Here is an 18,477-nt window from a genome sequence, read left to right on the forward strand (position 1 = left end):
CACCGCTACGGGGTGGTCAATGGCGAGCTCATCGACGCTGAAACCCTCCGACGCATCACATCTATCAAAACCGGCACCGCGACCGCATCCTTGATGATGAACAGCGCAGCCCGACGGAGGCAGGATAACGCGGGACGGCTCGTATCGAGCGGCACGTTGATGCGGGTGAGCGGCATGGTGTGGGAGTCTTGCGGTCGTGTCTGGTCGTCGAGGTTTGAGTGGCATACGGTTGCTTCTCAGCTGGAGAGCGGACTCTAAGTGTGCCTGTTGCGCAAGGACCTCGGTAAACGCGTACGTGATTTCAATGAAGAAATGAGGAGGTGATGTCCAGTGACGACTAGTGAAGAACGGTCCGATCTTCTCCGCGGCACTCGTCGTTGCCTGTCTCGTGCCGTCAGCGCGCTCAGTCGGCTCAGCGATGGAGCGGGTCGTCAACATTCGTCCCATGGATGAATTGACTTGCCTGTCCAAGCCGAGCCTGACCGGGGCGAGGAACCCCCAGAACTTCGACCAGATCGTCCCGATCCGCTTCCAGTCGTTCATCGCGGTGAGCGCTGACCACGCACCGCGACCACCGCCAATCGGCTGCGGTATAGAAGAAAAACACATCAGATTGTCTCAAAGACTTGACGGGCACAGAGGCTCGCCTGAAGGAGTGGCCATGTCTGGAAGCCCTGACGCCTACGTCGACCGTACGTATAACCAGACCGTGAATGCACGTCAGTCGCCCAAGCTGCGAAATCATCCCGCAGAAGTCAGGAACCCACATGACTGGTGGCCCCAGAGGCTCGACCTGAGGTGCTTAGCTCGACCGAGCCGCACCGCCAATCCGCTGGGCGAAGACTTTGATTACGCCAAAGAGTTCCTCTCCCTGAACCTGGAGGATCTGGCACGCGATGTGGACGAGGTACTCACGACTTCGCAGGGCTGGTGGCCCGCCGACTTCGGACATTACGGACCGCTTGTGCTGCGGATGGCGTGGCACAGTGCTGGCACCTACCGCGTCGGTGACGGTCGGGGAGGTGGCGGCGCGGGTATGCAACGCTTCTCCCCGTTGAACGGTTGGCCTGATAACCGCAATCTGGACAAGGCGCGCCGACTCCTGTGGCCGGTGAAGCAGAAGTACGGCTGCAAAATCTCCTGGGCCGATCTGATGATCTTCGCGGGTAACCGTGCGCTGGAATCGATGGGCTTCACGACGTTCGGGTTCGGCGGTGGCCGGGAGGATGTCTGGGAGGCCGACGAGACCTACTGGGGGCCAGAAGATAAGTGGTTCGCCGACGAGCGACACAGCGGGATCCGGGATCTCGACCAGCCCCTGGCGGCCAGCGATATGGGACTGATCTACGTCGATCCGCAGGGTCCAAACACGGTGCCCAATCCGGTAGCCGCCGCACGCGACATTCGTCAGACGTTCCGTCGCATGGGGTTAGACGATCAGGAGACCGTCGCGCTGATTGCGGGAGGGCATACGTTCGGCAAGACCCACGGAGCGGCCGACCCCGGCACCTGCCTCGGGCCCGAACCTGAAGCCGCACCGCTCGAGCAACAAGGTCTGGGTTGGGCCTGCCACTTCGGAACGGGCAACGGTGCCGACACCGTCAGCAGTGGGCTCGAAGGGATCTGGACACCCACCCCGACCACATGGGACAACAGTTTCCTAGAGACACTGTTCGCCTACGAGTGGGAGGTGACGCTCAGCCCTGCCGGACTATGGCAATGGATCCCGAGCGACGGTGCCGGTGCCGGCACAGTCCCGGACGCCCACGACCCGTCCAAGACCCATGTCCCGACGGTACTCACCACGGACCTCGCATTCCGGGAGGACGCAGAATACGAGGCGATCGCGCGGCGATTCCTCGAGAATCCAGACCAGATGGCGGATGCGTTCGCACGGGCCTGGTTCAAACTCACGCACATCGACATGGGCCCAACCCAGCGCTACCTGGGGCCGCTCGTCCCGTCCGAACGACTGATTTGGCAGGACCCACTGCCCGACGTCGACCACGAACTCGTCGATGCCGATGACATCACTGCGTTCAAGCGCCAGGTGCTCGAGTCGGGCCTGGCGGTAGGGCAACTAGTCTCCACCGCGTGGGCATCCGCTTCCACGTTCCGAAACAGCGACAAGCGCGGTGGCGCGAATGGTGCCCGCCTCCGTCTCGAACCGCAGCGCCGCTGGGATGTCAACGAGCCTGAAGTGCTGGCTACGGTGCTCGGCACACTCGAGCAGATCCGCAAGCAGTTCAACGATTCCCAGCATGGAGGCAAGAAGATCTCACTTGCCGACCTGATCGTGCTTGGCGGATGCGCCGCGGTCGAACATGCTGCTGCCAAGGCCGGTCACGACATCGAGATACCTTTTCGGCCGGGTCGTACGGATGCGACGCAGGAGTGGACCGACCCTGAACGGTTCGCCGCGCTCGAACCGACAGCTGACGCATTTCGCAGCTACCTCGAAAAGGGCAACCGGCTGCCGTCGGAAGTTCTGCTCATCGAGCGCGCGGCCCAACTGACCCTGAGTGCCCCCGAGATGACAGTGTTGCTCGGCGGCTTGCGCGTGATCGGCGCAAACCACGGCCGATCCCCCCTGGGCGTGCTGACCTCGACACCAGGCTCGCTGACCAACGACTTCTTCGTCAACCTGCTCGACATGGACACAGTGTGGGCGCCGAAGCCAGGCGACCCCGCGACGGAGACGACCTACGAAGGCCGCGACCGGCAGACCGGCGACATCAAGTGGGTCGCGAGTCGCACTGATCTCATTTTTTCGACCAACTCTGAGCTGCGTGCGCTGTCGGAGGTCTACGCGAGCCAGCACACTGAAAAGAAGTTCGTACGCGACTTCGCATCCGCGTGGCACAAGGTCATGAATCTTGACCGCTTCGGTCGGTGATAATCACATCTTCCGGATGATGCCGGTCAGTTGCCTACTATGCCAACCAGCCCCAACAGGGGCATCTGACTGGGCATCTAGATGAGAAAGTCCGCGTCGGCTCTGGGAAGTCTTACCTAGGCTGCGCGATCGCCAAACGCGCCCGCGGGCACCGCATCCGCGCCCTCTATGTCCGCACGCCCGACCTCGACGAAGCCTGGGTCGCCGCTTACGACAGCCCTGGCGGGTTCCCAAAAATTCCTTGCGCAAGTACGCAAACGCGCCCCGCCATCTTCCCCAAACACCCCTTTTCGCGCGGTATCGGTCAGGGATTGAGCCGCGCGCGGCACATAAGCTGATGGCCGGAACTGTAAATCACCGGGCAATGGCCTGAGCAGAAAGATCTCAAGCAGCCGCAATACATCGAGCAGGAGGACCCACAATGACCAGAATGTTCGCACTGATCTCCGCACGACTGTCGGACTGCAGCATCGTGCGCTCCCCCAGCCAGACCAACGATTCTTCCACGTCCAGGCGGCGTGTCGTGCGTAATCGAGTCAGTGCTGCGGCACTGGGGCTTGTGGTCGCGGGGCTGTCAGGCTGCTCCGGCGTCGGTGCTCCGCGCATACCCCCGACGGAGCTGGGATCGAAAAACCTCGGCATGAACGCGGAGGTGGGTCCTATCGAAGTCAGGAACCTGCTCCTGGTCACACACGGCGAAGCCGAGCCCGCACGCCTCATCGGGGTCCTCCTGAATGGATCAGAGAAAGAAATCCAGGTAACGCTGTCAGACCAAGACGACGAGATCTCCGTCACCCTCGATCCGGGCGAGCAATATGCCTTCCAGGAACACCCGACCCTCTTCGAGACCGCTGACGAGATACCAGGTGCGGTAGCAGATGTCATCGTCACGGTCGGAACGGATACCGAATCAGTGCAGATCCCGATACGAAACGGCGGCCTGAAATGGCTTGAGCCGTACCTGCCCAACAGCACGAGCAACTGAGAAATAGGGATCAGCGGCGACATTCGCGGGATCACTGTTTCTTCTCCGACTACAACTCCTGCCTCCGTGCCGCGGCGATAGGCAACGCGACGAAACGGTGATAACACCAGCGATCTACGAACGGGCACCGAGGCGCTCGAATCATCCCGCGCCACGTCGCGGGCGTCACTCGGTTGCGCGGTCCATGGTCAGCGCCGTTCACGACGTACCAATCCACCGTCCCAGATTCTGGTCGTCCTCGCCAGCCATGGGCTCTCAAGCCAGAATTCACTTGGAATGACGGGTTTTGTCCGAGAACGAGTTGAACAATTCTGCAAGGACGCCACAGGGTAGCCGAAAGTGCCGTCCCGCACAGGACCGCCATTACGAACGCTCTTGTGACTGCCGTCGTCGGCGGTATTCATCGGCTCGTTGGCGGGCCCGTGGACCTGTCGGCACGGGAGTTTGCTCTGGCCCGCTGCATGACTTCACTTTTCTTCAAGTGGCGCTTCGGAATCTAGATTATTTCCTGAGATTCAGATTTGGCGAAGCCAGTCTCCGTTCGGGTGATTGCCCCGTGGCGTCGAAATTCATATTGGGTGCCAACCCGCCATAAATGTATGCTTGCAATTGTTGTGCGTTTGCAACTATTGCAAGAGACGAGGGTGTAAGTGATTCCTGACGAAGATTTCGACGCTCGCGCGGCGGACGCCGCGTTGACAGCTTCTCGTGCGCTGATGGGTGTGGTGGCTCGATCTGTCGCAGGTGTCCTGGAGATCGTGACGTTGCCCCAGTTTCGTGTTCTCGTGCTGTTGGACACCTCGGGGCCCCTGCGGATGGGCGTTCTGGGCGAAGCCATCGGCGTCCTCCCCTCCACGTTGAGCCGGGCAATCGACCGCATTGTCGAAGCTGGTTGGGTGAGGCGCACGACCAGGCCAGCTAGTCGACGTGAGGTACTCATTGAACTCACGCCAGCAGGACAAAACCTTGTCACTCATGCCCTGGAGCAGCGCCGCGACAACATTGCCGAAATCCTGTCCGTCTTGTCGCCCGACCAAAAGTCCGCAATTGTTTCTGCATTTGAACTCTTTGCCGGGGCCGCCGGGGAAACCTCGTCGAAAGAGTTGTTGATCCTTGGCATCTAGCGCGATAGAGGCTCTCCCAAGACTCCAACCCTCACAGGTTGGACCGTGACCCCCGCGTTGCGCGTGCGAGCGATTGAGGCGCACTCATCCCGTTTTGTCTACTAGTGGATCCATGAGGTAGCGATAATTTTAGACATCAATGTCACTGTCCCCACGAAAACAAGAGGCACGTTCCTCGGCGCATTCATAAGGTTTGTCGGGATGAGTGTCGTCGCCGGCGTCCTCGTGACGGCGGGTATGGCGCCGGTGGTCACGTTGGCCGGCCTGAGCGCGACGCACACCATCACGCTCCTTGACAGTCTGCCGGGCTATCTGGGAATCGAGCAGCTCTCGCAAAAGAGCAACATTTATGCCACCCAGGACGATGGCACCCCCGTACTGCTTGCGTCGTTCTACGACCAGAATCGGGTCGAGGTTGAATCGGATGCCATCAGTCAATTTGTGAAGGACGCCGCGGTATCGGGTGAGGATCCTCGTTTCTTTGAGCACAACGGTATTGATATTCAGGGCACGCTGCGCGCGGTTGTGAGCAACACATTTAGCGATTCGCTGCGGGGAGGATCATCGATCACTCAGCAGTATGTGAAGAACGTTCTCGTGCAGAAATGCGAAGTCATCGCCGAGCAGGAGCAGAGCGACCTGTGCTACACGGCGGCCACGGAGATCACCGCAGAGCGCAAACTTCGCGAAATGCGCTTCGCGATCGCCGTGGAGAAGAAGTACGACAAGGCGGACATTCTTCGCCAGTACCTCAACATCACCGGCTTCGGTGGCACGGTCTACGGTATTGAGGCAGCGGCCAATCATTATTTCAACACGACAGCGGCGGCAGTGACTCTGCCGCAGGCCGCAAGCCTCGTGGCGATCGTGAACAACCCACGAAAGTTCCAGCTCGATATACCGGACAGTGTCACCAATGGCGCCGCTAACGACTATGCCGCCAATAAGATGCGCCGCGATTATATTCTCGGGGAAATGCTTGCCGAGGAGAAGATCTCTGCCGCCCAGTACGAGGCAGCGGTCGCGACGGTGATCGCCCCGGTCATCACGGCGCACAGTACCGGCTGCGCTACGGCCGGCGCCAACGCCTACTTCTGCGACTATGTCGTGCACGCACTCCAGACCGACCCCACTTTTGGTGAAGACGAAGAAACGCGGCTGATTAATTTTCGCCGTGGTGGGTACGACGTGTACACCACGCTGGACCTGGATCTGCAGGGTGCGGCCGTGACAACCATGAACGAAAACGTTCCCAAGATCTCCAACGCGGGAGACGTGGGCGCTGTCATTTCCAGTGTTCAAGTCGGCACCGGCAGGGTGCTCGCCATGACCCAGAACAAGGACTACAGCCAGGATCCGGCCATGCTGAATTCCGGGACCAACTACACTGCCATCAACTACAACACCGACCGTGCCGCCGGGGGCTCGAGCGGTTTTCGGCCCGGTTCCACCTACAAAGTATTCACGCTGGCCGAATGGCTAAGCGAGGGGCACTCCCTCAACGAGCGCGTTGATTCTGGGCGCACATCGCACTGGGGCGCTTTCCAAGACAGTTGCCGGGGTACGCAGCGTTACCCCGGGTGGAACCCCCGCAACGACTCATTGAATCAAAATAGATCCAATTACAGCGCGCTCGAATCGACCATCAATTCCTACAACACCGGGTACCTGGGCATGGCGAAAGAGCTGGATCTGTGCGGTATCCGCAAGACCGCAGAGGCCTTCGACGTGCACCGCGCCGACGGCGACCCGCTTCGCCAGGGAGCCAGTTCCGTGCTCGGCACCAACGAAATCGCGCCCCTGACCATGGCTGTCGCCTTCGCCGGTATCGCCAACGACGGGGTGACCTGCACACCCGTCGTCATCGATCGAATCGTGGCCGCCGATGGCACCGAACTGCCCGTTCCGGAATCCGAGTGCAGCGCATCGGTTGAGCCCGCCGTCGCGGGTGCCATGGCCTACGCCATGCAGCGCGTGATGAGCGAGGGCACCGCCCGCTCGTCGTATTACCGGACCAGTCCCCGCGTTCCGATGATCGGCAAAACCGGAACCACGGGTGGCGCAGCGGATACCTGGATGAGTGGCGCGAGCACCGAGGTGGCAACAGTGGCCGGTGTCGTGAGCGTCACGGGCTCCCTCGACCAACGCTCCATGTACTTCGACAGCGGATACACCGCTACGGCCCGCCATCGGATGTGGCCTGACGTCATGTCCGTCGCCAATGCGAAGTATGGCGGAGACGACTTCGCTGACGGATCCCCCAGGGCTCTCCGCACGCGTCGCACCTCGAACTGAGTCCGCGAGGCTCGGCAGCAGCCATCTTGTGTCCCCTGGGAGATGAGACACTTGGGTTTCGAGACACTACATTTCGCTTTTATCGAGTCGTCGCTTCAGCGCAGAGGGTGATCGGCTCGTTAACCTCAACGTGCGACACTCTGCCCGTGGCCAGAAAAGTAACTGACGAACAAACTACTAGCCAGACTGAGCGGGAAGTGGTCAACGCAATACCCTTCGAGGGCGGCACGGCTGACCATCGCTTGCGCGGGAGCGTCTGGGAGGTCTTTTGGGTATTTCTGAGAATGGGACTGACATCCTTCGGCGGCCCAGCGGCTCATCTCGGATATTTTCGTGGGGAATTAGTCCAACGCCGCAGATGGCTGAGCGACAGCGATTACGCAGACCTGGTCGCGCTCGGCCAATTCCTCCCCGGCCCCGCGTCGAGCCAGGTCGGATTCGGCTTGGGACTCTTCCGAGCAGGTCCGTTTGGCGCTATCGCCGCATTCCTCGCTTTCACTCTGCCCTCCGCCGTCTTGATGATCGCTTTCGCGTACGGCGCGAGCGCATTCCAAGGCGTAGTCGGTTCCGGAATTATCCGTGGGCTCACGATCGTCGCTGTTGCGATAGTCGCTCAGGCTGTCTGGGGAATGGCACGAACTCTCGCACCCGATCCCGCCCGCGCATCCATCGCAGTGATTGCCGCTCTGGGCGTACTTCTGCTTGCGGGCTCGATGGGGCAGATCATCGCTCTGATGGTGGGCGCGTGTGCTGGCCTGATTTTTTGCCGTGCCGGCGCCGGCGCCGTGACAGAAATGATCCGATTCCCGGTCTCCCGCGTCGCCGGATGGATCTGCCTCTCACTCTTCGTGATCCTGCTCGTCGTATTGCCACCCTTGGCTGCCGCGACGGAATGGGGGGCTATCGATATGTTTGACGCGTTCTACCGGGCCGGAGCGTTGGTGTTTGGCGGTGGTCATGTCGTGCTGCCGCTGTTGCAAGCCGGGGTCATGGATACCGGTTGGGTTTCGCCGGATCAATTCCTCACTGGATACAGTGCGGCGCAGGCATTGCCCGGCCCTTTGTTCACATTCGCGGCGTATCTCGGAACCCTCTCAACCGTGGGTCCTGGCGGTATCGCAGGCGCTACTCTCGCTCTTACCGGTGTGTTCCTCCCCGGACTGCTTCTCCTGATCGGGGTAATCCCGTTCTGGAATGCGTTCCGATTGCGAGCGTGGGCCCAAGCGCTCATGCGCGGCGCGAACGCTGCTGTTGTCGGCGTCCTCGCCGCGGCGCTGTACGACCCCGTCTTCACCACCGCGATTACTGGTCCTGCCCCGTTCGTCCTGGCTCTTATATGTTTCGTGCTTCTCATCGCCTGGCGCACGCCGGCCTGGGCTGTCGTAGCCGTCGGCGCTGCCGGTGGGATAGCGCTTACTTTCTTGCCCGGAGGCATACTCTAAGGCGGCGACGATCCCTGCTGCAATAGGGTCGCTTTGCCCGGTGCCGATATCAGGACTGCCGTCGCCTCGGACACCCCGCCGAACGCTTCAATGAGCTGCCGATCACTGAATAGATCACTAAGCGTTGCAACGACCCCTAGAAACCATCGCGGTCTGGCCTGCCTCGTGCATCTGTTCGCACGGGTATGGGCGCCGTGGGGGCTCTATCTTTGAGAACCTGAGCCAACCCCTAACGTCATCCGAGCGATGTTGGCGTATCGAACGGCCAGCTCTTCGGGCGAAAGCTCACCGTCACGGCGGTACCACTGCGCAATACCAGTACACATAGTCACGATGGCTCGACTGGTGTCTTTGGGGTGCTCAGCGTCAAAGATCCCCTCGCGCATACCCTGATTGATAACGTCGTCCACCATCTGCTGCTGCTTATCGCGGGATGCGATGTGCGCCGTTCGCGACTCGCCTTCCAGACTTCGGATCTCACTAGCAGCAATGAAGGCGAGCTCACTGCGATGAGCGTGAAAGAGCGCCAGACATTCGATCAGAAGTCGAAACTGTTCCTCCACTGAGGAACCTGCCTCCGCTACGGCGTCTTCGCTCCTGACCAGTAAGTCCTGCATCGCGAACTGCACGATCGCCACCAGCAGCGCCTGCTTGGAGGCGTAGTGGTGATAGAGGCCCGGTACGGAGAGCTTGGCCCGAGCGGCCACAGTGCGAATCGTCGTGCCGTGATAGCCGTGCTCCACAAAGCTATCCAAAGCCGCTTGTAGCAGGGGTGGCAGAGTATTGTCGGAGTATTTGCGCCATACGGCTTCATCCCCGACTCTCTTCGCAGTCTCAACTTTCACGAATACTCCTTCACCTGTTGACGCCTGATTGCCATTGTCTGTCTTGACAGATGATGACGTCTACTCCAGACTAACTCCTACCGAGCGATCGCTCGGTAGGAGTTAGTAAAGTCAATTCCGGCGACGATGCCGGAGAAGGGCGGCTGTCGTGACTCGTTCATCTGTGACCAATCGTTGTGAAATCGGCTCTTTCGTCCAGGGTCGTCCTGGGATCAACGCCGTAGAAGATTCTCAGACCGCACGAGACGTCCTCAGCCGGGAAGTACGTGCAGGGATGCGGTACGAGTCCACCGTAGAGGCGTGGAAGGCCCGGGTCGCCGGCAACCCTGAGCGCGTCGCCCTTCGCTACTTCGATGGCTGGATGACGGCCGCCCAGGTCGACCGCGCCTCCGACGCTCTCGCCGTAGCGCTCGTGGCCCGCGGCACAATTCGCGGTGCCCGGGTCGGCATCTACCTCCAGAACACCCCGCACTACGCGCTCGCCCTGCTGGCCCTCTGGAAATTGGGAGCGACAGCACTGTTGCTGAACCCCATGTACAAACGTCGCGAGCTGCGTCGCCTCGTTGACGACTCGGGTGCCATCGGTGTTATTTGTGCCGATACGGCTGAGTTGGAAACTCGTCAAACGCTGGCCGGAAGCACGGTTTGCTGGCTCATCACTACCTCTGCACGTGACTTCCAGACGCGAAACGATCCGCGCAGTTGTGACATGACAGCACGCCCGGCGGCTTCAACCGACGGCGATGTCGCCGCTCTGATTCGCGAATTCGACGGCTTGCGACCCGCTGACATTGCGCTGACCCGCGACGACGTAGCGCTCTTGACCTATACCTCGGGCACGACCGGCCCGCCAAAGGGCGCCATGAACACCCACGAAAACGTCCTGGCCGTCGCCACGACGTTTGGCCGCTTTGCACGGCTGGCCCCCGGTGACATCGTCATGGCCGTGGCCCCACTATTTCATATCACTGGCGCCGTGATTAACGCTGCGATCTCGCTGTTCACCGACACAACCCTGGTTTTCACGGGCCGCTTCGACCCCGATATCGTATTGGAGGCCTTTGCCGAGCATCGGGTCAGCTTTACCATCGGCTCGATTACCGTGTTCAACGCGATTTTGGCGCTTCCGCATGCCAGTGCCAGCCATTTTGCCGCCGTCAAGACTCTGTACTCCGGTGGGGCCCCAATCCCGCCGGCTACCGTGGAGCGCTTCCAAAAGCGCTTCGGCGTCTACATCCACAATGCCTATGGATTAACCGAAAGCACGTCCGGTGTGATTGCCGTTCCGCCCTATGCCACAGCGCCCGTCGACGCCTCCAGCGGCACCCTGTCCATCGGCATTCCGTTACCGCACGTTGTAGCCAGAGTCATCGATCCGAACGGTCGTCCCGTTCCACCGGGTACTCAGGGCGAGCTGGAATTATCTGGCCCCCAGATTATCCCGGGTTACTGGAATAATCCGGATGCCACCGCCCACGCAATGCCCGAAGGCAGGTTCCGCACCGGCGACGTGGCCATCATCGACGCACAAGGCTGGATTTATCTGGTGGACCGGCTGAAAGACCAGATCAACGTCTCCGGGTACAAGGTCTGGCCGCGCGAAGTCGAGGACACGCTGTATGAACATGCCGCAGTCCATGAGGCCGCCGTGATCGGCCAGTCGGATGAGTACCGCGGCGAAACAGTCGTCGCTTTCGTCTCCCTGAAATCAGGTGTATCGGTCACTCCAGCCGAACTCATCGCATTCACCAAAGAGCGCCTCGCAGCTTACAAATACCCCCGCATCGTGCACATCGTCGACGACCTACCTAAGACACAGACCGGAAAAATTCGCCGCCAGGAGCTCCGTGATGCAAACACGGCAGCCCAGGGCGTACTGCACCCGAAAGAGAAATTATGAGCGAGCAATCCGTGCAAGCGCACCGCCTTGAGGGCAAGACGGCCATCGTCACGGGTGCCAGTCGCGGGATCGGGCTGGCCATCGCCTTGCGGCTGGTGGCCGAGGGCGCCCAGGTCTGTATCACCGCCCGTAACGCCGAGGCGTTACACGATGCGGCCGCCCAGTTTCCGAAAGGATCCGTAATCCCGCTCGCCGGCAAAGCCCACGATCCGGACCACCGCCTCGAAGTTCTCAATGCTGTCGCCGAAGCATTCGGCCAGCTGGACGTCCTGGTCAACAATGCGGGCATCAACCCCGTCTACGGTTCGGTGATGGATCTCGACCTTGCCGCCGCGCGCAAGATCACCGAGGTGAACGTCTTCGGTACCCTGGCCTGGATTCAGGATGCGTACCGCCACGTTGCCTTGGATTTCGCCGGCCGCGGCGGCACCGTGATCAATGTGTCTTCGGTCACCGGGCAGACACCGGCACCCGGCATCGGTTTCTATGGCGTGACCAAGGCCGCCATTGCACATCTGACCCGCACCCTCGCCGTTGAAATGGGACCGAAGATACGGGTGAACGCGGTTGCACCGGCGGTTGTCAAGACGCAATTCGCCCAAGCCCTCTACGAAGGCAAGGAGGCGGAAGTCGCCGCGAGATATCCCCTGGGCCGCCTCGGCAATCCAGAGGATATCGCCGCCACCGTTGCCTTTCTCGCGTCCTCAGATTCGGCTTGGATCACCGGCCAGGTCATCAACCTCGACGGCGGCCTGCTTGCAGCCGGCGGCACCGCTTAACACGCCACTCATCGGCCCCCGGCCGCGGAAGGAAATAGAACAATGAGCACCGAGTCACTGCCCGCCGACATCGAAGATTTGCGCATCCGCACCCGCGAATTCATCCGCAGCACGGTTATTCCCGCCGAGCCACGGCCGGGCGAGCGCCTGGCCCAGTCCACCCGCGACCGACTACAGGCGGCAGCGAAGGCCGCCAATGTCTTCGCCCCGCACGTACCTAAGGAATTCGGCGGCCAGGGCGTCCCCATCCAGTACTGGTCCGCGATCTTTCAAGAGGCCGGATATTCCCCGATCGGCGCGTCCGCGCTCAACTGCATGGCGCCGGACGAGGGCAATATGCACATGCTGAACCTGATCGCCACGGAGGCGCAGAAACAGCGCTACCTTGTGCCCCTGGCCGCTGGCACGTCGCGGTCCTGCTTCGGAATGACCGAACCACACCCTGGCGCCGGTTCAGATCCGGCCGCCCTGCTCACCGAGGCCACAAAGGTCGACGGCGGATGGTCCATCAATGGTCACAAACGATTCACCAGCGGCGCCGACGGCGCAGCCTTCTGCATCGTGATGGCCCACACCGAAGCCGTCAAAGACGCCCCGACCGGTGCCACCATGTTCCTGGTCGATTTCGACAACCCAGGCATCCGGCTCGGTGACAACATCCACACCATGGACCGTGCCATAGCTGGCGGCCATCCCCATATTTATCTCGAAGACTGCTTTGTAGCGGATGACGCGGTACTGGGGGCCGTCGGGCTCGGCTTCACATATGCCCAAGTGCGCCTCGGCCCAGCCCGTCTCACCCACTGCATGCGCTGGCTCGGACTGGCCCGGCGCTCGCTGGACATTGCCCTGGACCGAATCGAGCGCCGCGAAATGTTCGGCTCCCCGATGAAGAACCTGGGCCTTGCCCAGGAACTGATCGCCCAGTCCGTGATCGACATCGAAACCTCCGACGCCATCATCGATAAGACCGCCGCGCTGCTCGAAACGAATCCACGGGCCGGATCCGCGATGTCCTCCATCGCAAAGGTGCACTGCTCGGAGGCGATCTTCCGGGTGGTCGACCGCGCCATCCAGCTCTGCGGTGGCGACGGGGTTTCGGACGGCCTTCCCCTGGCTGCCTACCTGAACGAGGTGCGACCGTTTCGGATTTACGACGGCGCCAACGAGACCCACAAATGGGCCATTTCCCGGCGCGCATCGGCGGCGCGAAAGCGAGCCGTCGACGAGGGAGAGCCGTACCTGGCCGACGTGCACGGCTCCGATCAGCACGGCTCCGATCAGCACGGCGCTGCCGCGGGTAGTACCGACCTGCACGCCGCTGATCTCGACACCGAGCTGGCAGGAATCCGTTGATGCGCACCATTCCCGACGGCGTCGAAGTCGTCGCCAACTACGCCGACGCCGTGCGGCTGGGCTTGCCGCCGCTTCTCATTCTCGACGCGGTCGAAGAGTTCATGGATGCCAAAGGGCTCGGTATCGGGCCGCTGTCCTGGTGTCGGATCGGTGACGGGCAGTCCAATGTCACCTACCGTCTCCAGCGCGGCACCGAGGTGTTTGTGTTGCGCCGCGGCCCCCGTCCACCCCTGCCGCGATCCACCCACGACATGGTTCGTGAGGCTCGGATCCAACAGCTGGTCAGAAAACAGGGGGTCCCGGTTCCCGAAATTCTCGCAATTTGTGACGACGAGTCGCTTCTCGGCGTTCCCTTCTACATCATGTCTTTCCTCGGCGGCACCGTTATCACCGATCGAATCCCCGGCTACCTCAGCACCATGGCGCAGCGCGAGGCGACCAGCGCCGCCGTTGTCGACACCCTGGTTCAGCTACATCAGGTGGATGTTTCCGCTGGAGAACTGGCCGCGTTCGGACGCCCGGAAGGCTACCTGAAGCGACAGGTCCAGCGTTTCTCCGCCCTGTGGGAGGTGAACACCACCCGGAATCTGCCCGAGGTCGCCAGCATCGGCGGCTGGCTGGAACGCAATATTCCCACCAGCCAGGCCGCCACGGTGATCCACGGTGACTTCCGGGCCGGCAACCTGATGTTCGAACCGTCGTCCCCGGCACGCGTGATGGCCGTCCTGGACTGGGAAATGGCCACGGTGGGTGACCCGTTGGCGGATCTTGGTTATCTCACGGCAACCTATTCGGAACCTGGAAGTTTTTCTACGCCGCTCGAATTGACCACGGTGACCCGCGAACCCGGATACCTCACCCGCGAACAGCTCATTTCGCGGTACCGCGAGCGGATGCAGGTGGACTTGGACGCGCTGCCCTGGTACCAGACGCTGGCGCTGTGGAAGGCATCCATCTTCTGCGAGGCCATTTACACCCGCTGGCTCAAGGGTGAACGACCGGGCGACACCGGCTTCAGCCCCTCGCTGGAAGAAGGCATCCCGAGGCTACTGGACGGTGCCCGGCAATTTGCCGGCGTCGGGTCGACCGTCGCATCCTGAACCCTTTCACGCCATTGCCCGGCACGTCAGAGAAACGAGATTGCAGTGTCACAGCAGAAGATAGTCATCGTTGACGGAGCCAGAACGCCCGTCGGGAAATACAACGGGGCCCTGGCGGCCGTGCCAGCACACCAGCTGGGCGCCATTGCTGCAGCCGCGGCAATGGCACGCAGCGACATTGCCGCGGACGACATCGACGAGGTCATCATGGGCTGCGTCGGCCAAGCCGGTGCGGATGCCTACAACGCCCGCCGCGTCGCTCTGGCAGCCGGCGTGCCCGAGCGCACCCCCGCCTTCACCGTGAACAGGCTCTGCGGTAGCGGACTGCAGGCCATCTGGTCGGCTGCGCAGCAGCTGCGCTGGGGTGGAGCCGACGTCATCCTGGCCGGTGGCGATGAATCGATGTCCCGGATGCCCTTCCTGGATTACAACGCCCGCGGCAATGCCCGGCTGGGCGACCGCACCCAGGTGGACGGCACACTGGCCATGCTCATCGACCCGTTCAGCGAAAAACATATGGGTGTCACGGCCGAAAATGTGGCCAAAAAATACGGGGTGTCTCGGCGGGAGCAGGATGAGTTTGCCTGCGAAAGCCAACGCCGAGCGGGCACCGCGGAAGCGCAGGCGGTATTTCTTGCGGAAATCACACCGGTTCTGGTTCCCGGGAAGAAGCCGGTGACGGTGACCGTCGATGAGGCGCCGCGCCCGGACACTACCCTCGAGACGCTGCAGGGGCTCCGCCCGGCGTTTCAGACGGGGGGAAGCGTAACCGCCGGCAACTCATCGGGAATCAACGATGGCGCAGCGGCCGTTATTTTGATGAAGGACGGCACCGCCCGCGACCGAGGACTCGGTGGCCTGGCCACTCTCGAATATGTCGCGACAGCCGGGATCGATCCGGCGCTGATGGGTTATGCCCCGGCCCTAGCGCTGCGAAAACTCTTTGACGAGACCGGACTCAGTCCGGCAGACATTGAGATCGTCGAGCTGAACGAAGCCTTCGCGGCCCAGTCCGTCGCCGTCATCCGCGACCTGAAACTTGATCCAGAAAAGACGAACCCCTACGGCGGGGCCATCGCTATGGGTCACCCGATCGGAGCGACCGGCGCCATTTTGACCCTTCGCGCCGCCCGGCATTTGCAGCGCACTGGCACGGAATATGGCATCGTCACGCTCTGCATCGGCGGCGGCCAGGCACTCGCCGCTCTGATCAGGAGGTACGAGGTATGACGCCCCGAACCGGAATATCAAGAATCAAAACGGTGGGTGTTGTCGGCTCGGGCGCAATGGGCCGCGGAATCGCCGAAAGCTGCCTCCGTACGCGCCGGACGGTGCCTCTTCATGACACTTCAGCCGAAAGACCGGAGCCAGGTTCTACCCGCACGACATAATTTCCGACTTGCGACTCATCGACATCCCGCTTGGGTGCGATGACGTGAATATCTAGAGGCAAAGGAGCCTTTTCTGATGACCCAGATCGACGAGACCGACAACGACACAGCCCGAGAAGCCAGCGGCGTCACCGAGCGGTCGAAACGGCGGGACCTGATCGCCAGCACTCTCGGCAACGTTCTCGAATGGTATGAGTGGAGCGCCTACGCGGTCTTTGCGCCGTTCATCGCCGCTGCTATGTTCAACCCCGAAGATCCCATCTCCGGACTCCTCTCCACCCTGGGAGTATTCGCCGTCGGCTTCCTGATGCGACCGCTTGGCGGTATCGTCTTCGGCCTGGTCGCCGACCGGCGCGGGCGCAAATTCGTCCTGGTCACGACAATGCTCATGATGGCGGGCGGAAGCCTGGCCATGGCTGTGATGCCGACATATCAGAATGCCGGCGCCTGGGCGTCACTCCTGCTGCTCATGGTCAGGGTCATCCAAGGGTTTGCGCACGGCGGAGAAACCGCGACCGCTTATACCTACGTGGCTGAGATTGCGCCGCGACGCCATCGCGGGCTCTGGGGCAGCGCCGTCTTCATCGCTATCTTCGGCGGGTCGGTATTGGCCTACGGTGTCGCCGGCGGGGTGACCAGCATCATGCCCGACGCCAGTGTCGCGGCTTGGGGATGGCGTATCCCGTTCATCCTCGGCGCTTTCCTGGCCCTTGCGGCTCTTTATATGCGACGCAACATGGGTGAGAGCGAGGTCTTCGATGAACACACGACCGGCGCCGAAAAGCCGGCCCCGCTGCCGAAAGCTCAGGTTGCCCGAACAATCCTGCTGATGATCGCCATGACTTCCGGGGTGACAGCGGCCCATTACACCTGGACCTCGTACGCCTCCACCTACGCAATCACCCAGAAAGGCATGGACTCGGGTACCGCCTTCTGGATGACCCTGACGGCCCAGTTGATCGCCCTGGCAACCCTGCCGCTCTGGGGGTGGATTTCCGACCGAGTCGGTCGGCGCCCGATGATGCTGATCTTCGCCGTACTCATGATCGCGCTTTCCCTCCCCCTGACTGCCATGATCACTTCGGCGGGATGGACGCTCCTGCTCGCCTCGGCGATCGCTTTAGTGATCGTCGCCATCCCCGGAGCTTTGCTCTCGGCCATTCTCTCCGAGAATTTTCCGACCAGAATTCGTACCCGGGCCATCGGTTTCGCCTATTCCATTTCAGTGGCCGTGTTCGGCGGCACCGCTCCCTACTTAAACGCCCTCCTCAACTCGCTGGATGTTGGCTGGCTCTCCAGCGTGTACATCATTGTTCTCTGCGCGTGCACAGGGATCGCCTGTTTCATCATGAAGGAAACGAAGGGCATCGACTTGAAAGACGCCTGATTCTGTGGTCGGCGGTGGTGCGGCGTTACCTAACTAGTCGATGGCTTGAATCGTCCACGAAGCGCCTGCCGAGTCTCCTGGCTGTAGGACGTTCAGGTTCACCCCGGAGTTGAAAGCATCCGGGGGGCAGGTCATTGGTTCGACGGCGAGTCCGATTCTGTCAATCGAGGGTTCGGGTTGGTCAGCCGTGTGCACTTGCACCCAGGGGCATTCGCCAGCCCACGCCAGTGCCACTCCACTACCCGCGCTTGTCGTCACTCGAACTGTCGCGTTACCTTCGTCGTCCCGGTCCAGACTCGTGAAGGCATGGTCGATGAAGGTGTCATTGATCGTCCGTGGCGCGCGAAAATCAAATTCGGCGACATCACTTTCGTTGACGTCGCGAAGGCGAAGGGGAATGAGACGTTCAGGAGTCACGGTCAGTATTCTCCTGGCTGGGAGTTCGAGCGTCCAGTCGTTGACACGGCCGTCGCCGGCGACAAGGTAGGGGTGCGGAGCAATACCAAACGGGGCAGCAATTGAGCCGGCATTCATTGCCGTCACAGTCGTTCGAAGGCCCCCAGCGTCAAGGGCAAAAGCCACCTCCAGTGTCACCCGGTGCGGGTATCCAGGTTGCGCCTCGATAGTTGCTTCGACAACCAGCCGACGGGTCGTCTGCCTCACCACAGCAAAGTCCAGCCAGGACGCGAGTCCGTGGAGTGCGTGTCCCCTTGACGGCTCGGTAATACTCAGCTGTTGCTCGATGCCACCGAATGTGTACCTTCCATCAACGACTCGGTTCGGCCACGGTGCCAGGATGGCGCCGCGAAAGAACGGTCGCACCTGGTCGGCGTCGAACGGCACGATGAGGTTTCGCCCGTGATACTGGAGCGATCGAATGCTCGCGCCGATGCTCGCGATCGAGGCGGTGTAGCCGTTAGCCTCGAGAACGAATTGTGTTCCCGACAGCGGCCTGCGCGAGACAGAATTTCCCATGG

Annotated in this window: 15 protein-coding genes; 12 read left to right on the forward strand and 3 right to left on the reverse strand. The window is 61.6% G+C overall.

Annotated features, from left to right (window positions below; genetic code table 11):
• Window positions 1–5: 5 nt before the first annotated feature.
• Entirely contained in the window at window positions 6–176 is a 171-nt protein-coding gene (locus E3T38_RS16680; protein WP_166805462.1) for a hypothetical protein, read from the reverse strand.
• A gap of 485 nt (window positions 177–661) precedes the next feature.
• Between E3T38_RS16680 and katG the strand changes: the two genes are divergently transcribed.
• The 5 genes from katG to chrA all read left to right on the forward strand — a co-directional run bounded on the left by katG (window position 662) and on the right by chrA (window position 8,742).
• Window positions 662–2,896, forward strand: coding sequence for a catalase/peroxidase HPI (katG, locus tag E3T38_RS07075; protein WP_134547428.1), 2,235 nt, complete (start codon window positions 662–664; stop codon window positions 2,894–2,896).
• Window positions 2,897–3,317: 421 nt separating this feature from the next.
• Window positions 3,318–3,881 (forward strand): hypothetical protein, encoded by a 564-nt coding sequence (locus E3T38_RS07080; RefSeq protein WP_134547430.1) that lies wholly within the window; start codon window positions 3,318–3,320, stop codon window positions 3,879–3,881.
• A 650-nt stretch (window positions 3,882–4,531) separates the two neighbouring features.
• Window positions 4,532–5,005 (forward strand): MarR family winged helix-turn-helix transcriptional regulator, encoded by a 474-nt coding sequence (locus tag E3T38_RS07085; protein ID WP_104198858.1) that lies wholly within the window; start codon window positions 4,532–4,534, stop codon window positions 5,003–5,005.
• A 201-nt stretch (window positions 5,006–5,206) separates the two neighbouring features.
• Window positions 5,207–7,300 carry a transglycosylase domain-containing protein gene (locus tag E3T38_RS07090; RefSeq protein WP_134547432.1) on the forward strand — a complete coding sequence of 698 codons (2,094 nt, stop codon included), beginning with the start codon at window positions 5,207–5,209 and terminating at the stop codon, window positions 7,298–7,300.
• 209 nt (window positions 7,301–7,509) lie between these two features.
• Window positions 7,510–8,742, forward strand: a complete 1,233-nt coding sequence (gene chrA, locus E3T38_RS07095) for a chromate efflux transporter (protein ID WP_255452737.1) — start codon at window positions 7,510–7,512, stop codon at window positions 8,740–8,742.
• A gap of 203 nt (window positions 8,743–8,945) precedes the next feature.
• Here the strand turns inward: chrA and E3T38_RS07100 are convergent, their stop codons facing one another.
• A complete protein-coding gene (locus E3T38_RS07100; protein WP_134547436.1) occupies window positions 8,946–9,587 on the reverse strand; it encodes a TetR/AcrR family transcriptional regulator in 642 nt (213 codons plus the stop codon).
• Between the two features lie 274 nt (window positions 9,588–9,861).
• On the opposite strand from E3T38_RS07100, the gene E3T38_RS07105 reads away from it, so the two are divergent.
• The 7 genes from E3T38_RS07105 to E3T38_RS07135 all read left to right on the forward strand — a co-directional run bounded on the left by E3T38_RS07105 (window position 9,862) and on the right by E3T38_RS07135 (window position 17,500).
• Window positions 9,862–11,487 (forward strand): class I adenylate-forming enzyme family protein, encoded by a 1,626-nt coding sequence (locus E3T38_RS07105; protein WP_134547438.1) that lies wholly within the window; start codon window positions 9,862–9,864, stop codon window positions 11,485–11,487.
• Window positions 11,484–12,266, forward strand: coding sequence for an SDR family oxidoreductase (locus tag E3T38_RS07110; protein WP_134547440.1), 783 nt, complete (start codon window positions 11,484–11,486; stop codon window positions 12,264–12,266). Before E3T38_RS07105 ends, E3T38_RS07110 begins: the two co-directional genes overlap by 4 nt.
• A gap of 42 nt (window positions 12,267–12,308) precedes the next feature.
• Window positions 12,309–13,622 carry an acyl-CoA dehydrogenase family protein gene (locus E3T38_RS07115; protein WP_134547442.1) on the forward strand — a complete coding sequence of 438 codons (1,314 nt, stop codon included), beginning with the start codon at window positions 12,309–12,311 and terminating at the stop codon, window positions 13,620–13,622.
• Entirely contained in the window at window positions 13,622–14,722 is a 1,101-nt protein-coding gene (locus tag E3T38_RS07120; protein ID WP_198417320.1) for a phosphotransferase family protein, read from the forward strand. The genes E3T38_RS07115 and E3T38_RS07120 overlap by 1 nt, the downstream gene beginning before the upstream one ends.
• A 45-nt stretch (window positions 14,723–14,767) precedes the next feature.
• Window positions 14,768–15,952 carry a thiolase family protein gene (locus E3T38_RS07125; RefSeq protein WP_134547446.1) on the forward strand — a complete coding sequence of 395 codons (1,185 nt, stop codon included), beginning with the start codon at window positions 14,768–14,770 and terminating at the stop codon, window positions 15,950–15,952.
• Window positions 15,949–16,113, forward strand: coding sequence for a 3-hydroxyacyl-CoA dehydrogenase NAD-binding domain-containing protein (locus E3T38_RS17450; RefSeq protein WP_134547448.1), 165 nt, complete (start codon window positions 15,949–15,951; stop codon window positions 16,111–16,113). The genes E3T38_RS07125 and E3T38_RS17450 overlap by 4 nt, the downstream gene beginning before the upstream one ends.
• A 76-nt stretch (window positions 16,114–16,189) precedes the next feature.
• Window positions 16,190–17,500, forward strand: a complete 1,311-nt coding sequence (locus E3T38_RS07135; protein ID WP_134547450.1) for an MFS transporter — start codon at window positions 16,190–16,192, stop codon at window positions 17,498–17,500.
• Window positions 17,501–17,533: 33 nt separating this feature from the next.
• On the opposite strand, the gene E3T38_RS07140 is transcribed toward E3T38_RS07135, so the two are convergent.
• Window positions 17,534–18,475: an aldose 1-epimerase family protein gene (locus E3T38_RS07140; protein WP_134547452.1), complete on the reverse strand. Its 942-nt coding sequence runs from the start codon at window positions 18,473–18,475 to the stop codon at window positions 17,534–17,536.
• Window positions 18,476–18,477: the final 2 nt, after the last annotated feature.

Origin of the sequence: Cryobacterium sp. Hb1, from assembly GCF_004403585.1 — a bacterium.
Lineage (GTDB): Bacteria > Actinomycetota > Actinomycetes > Actinomycetales > Microbacteriaceae > Cryobacterium > Cryobacterium lyxosi.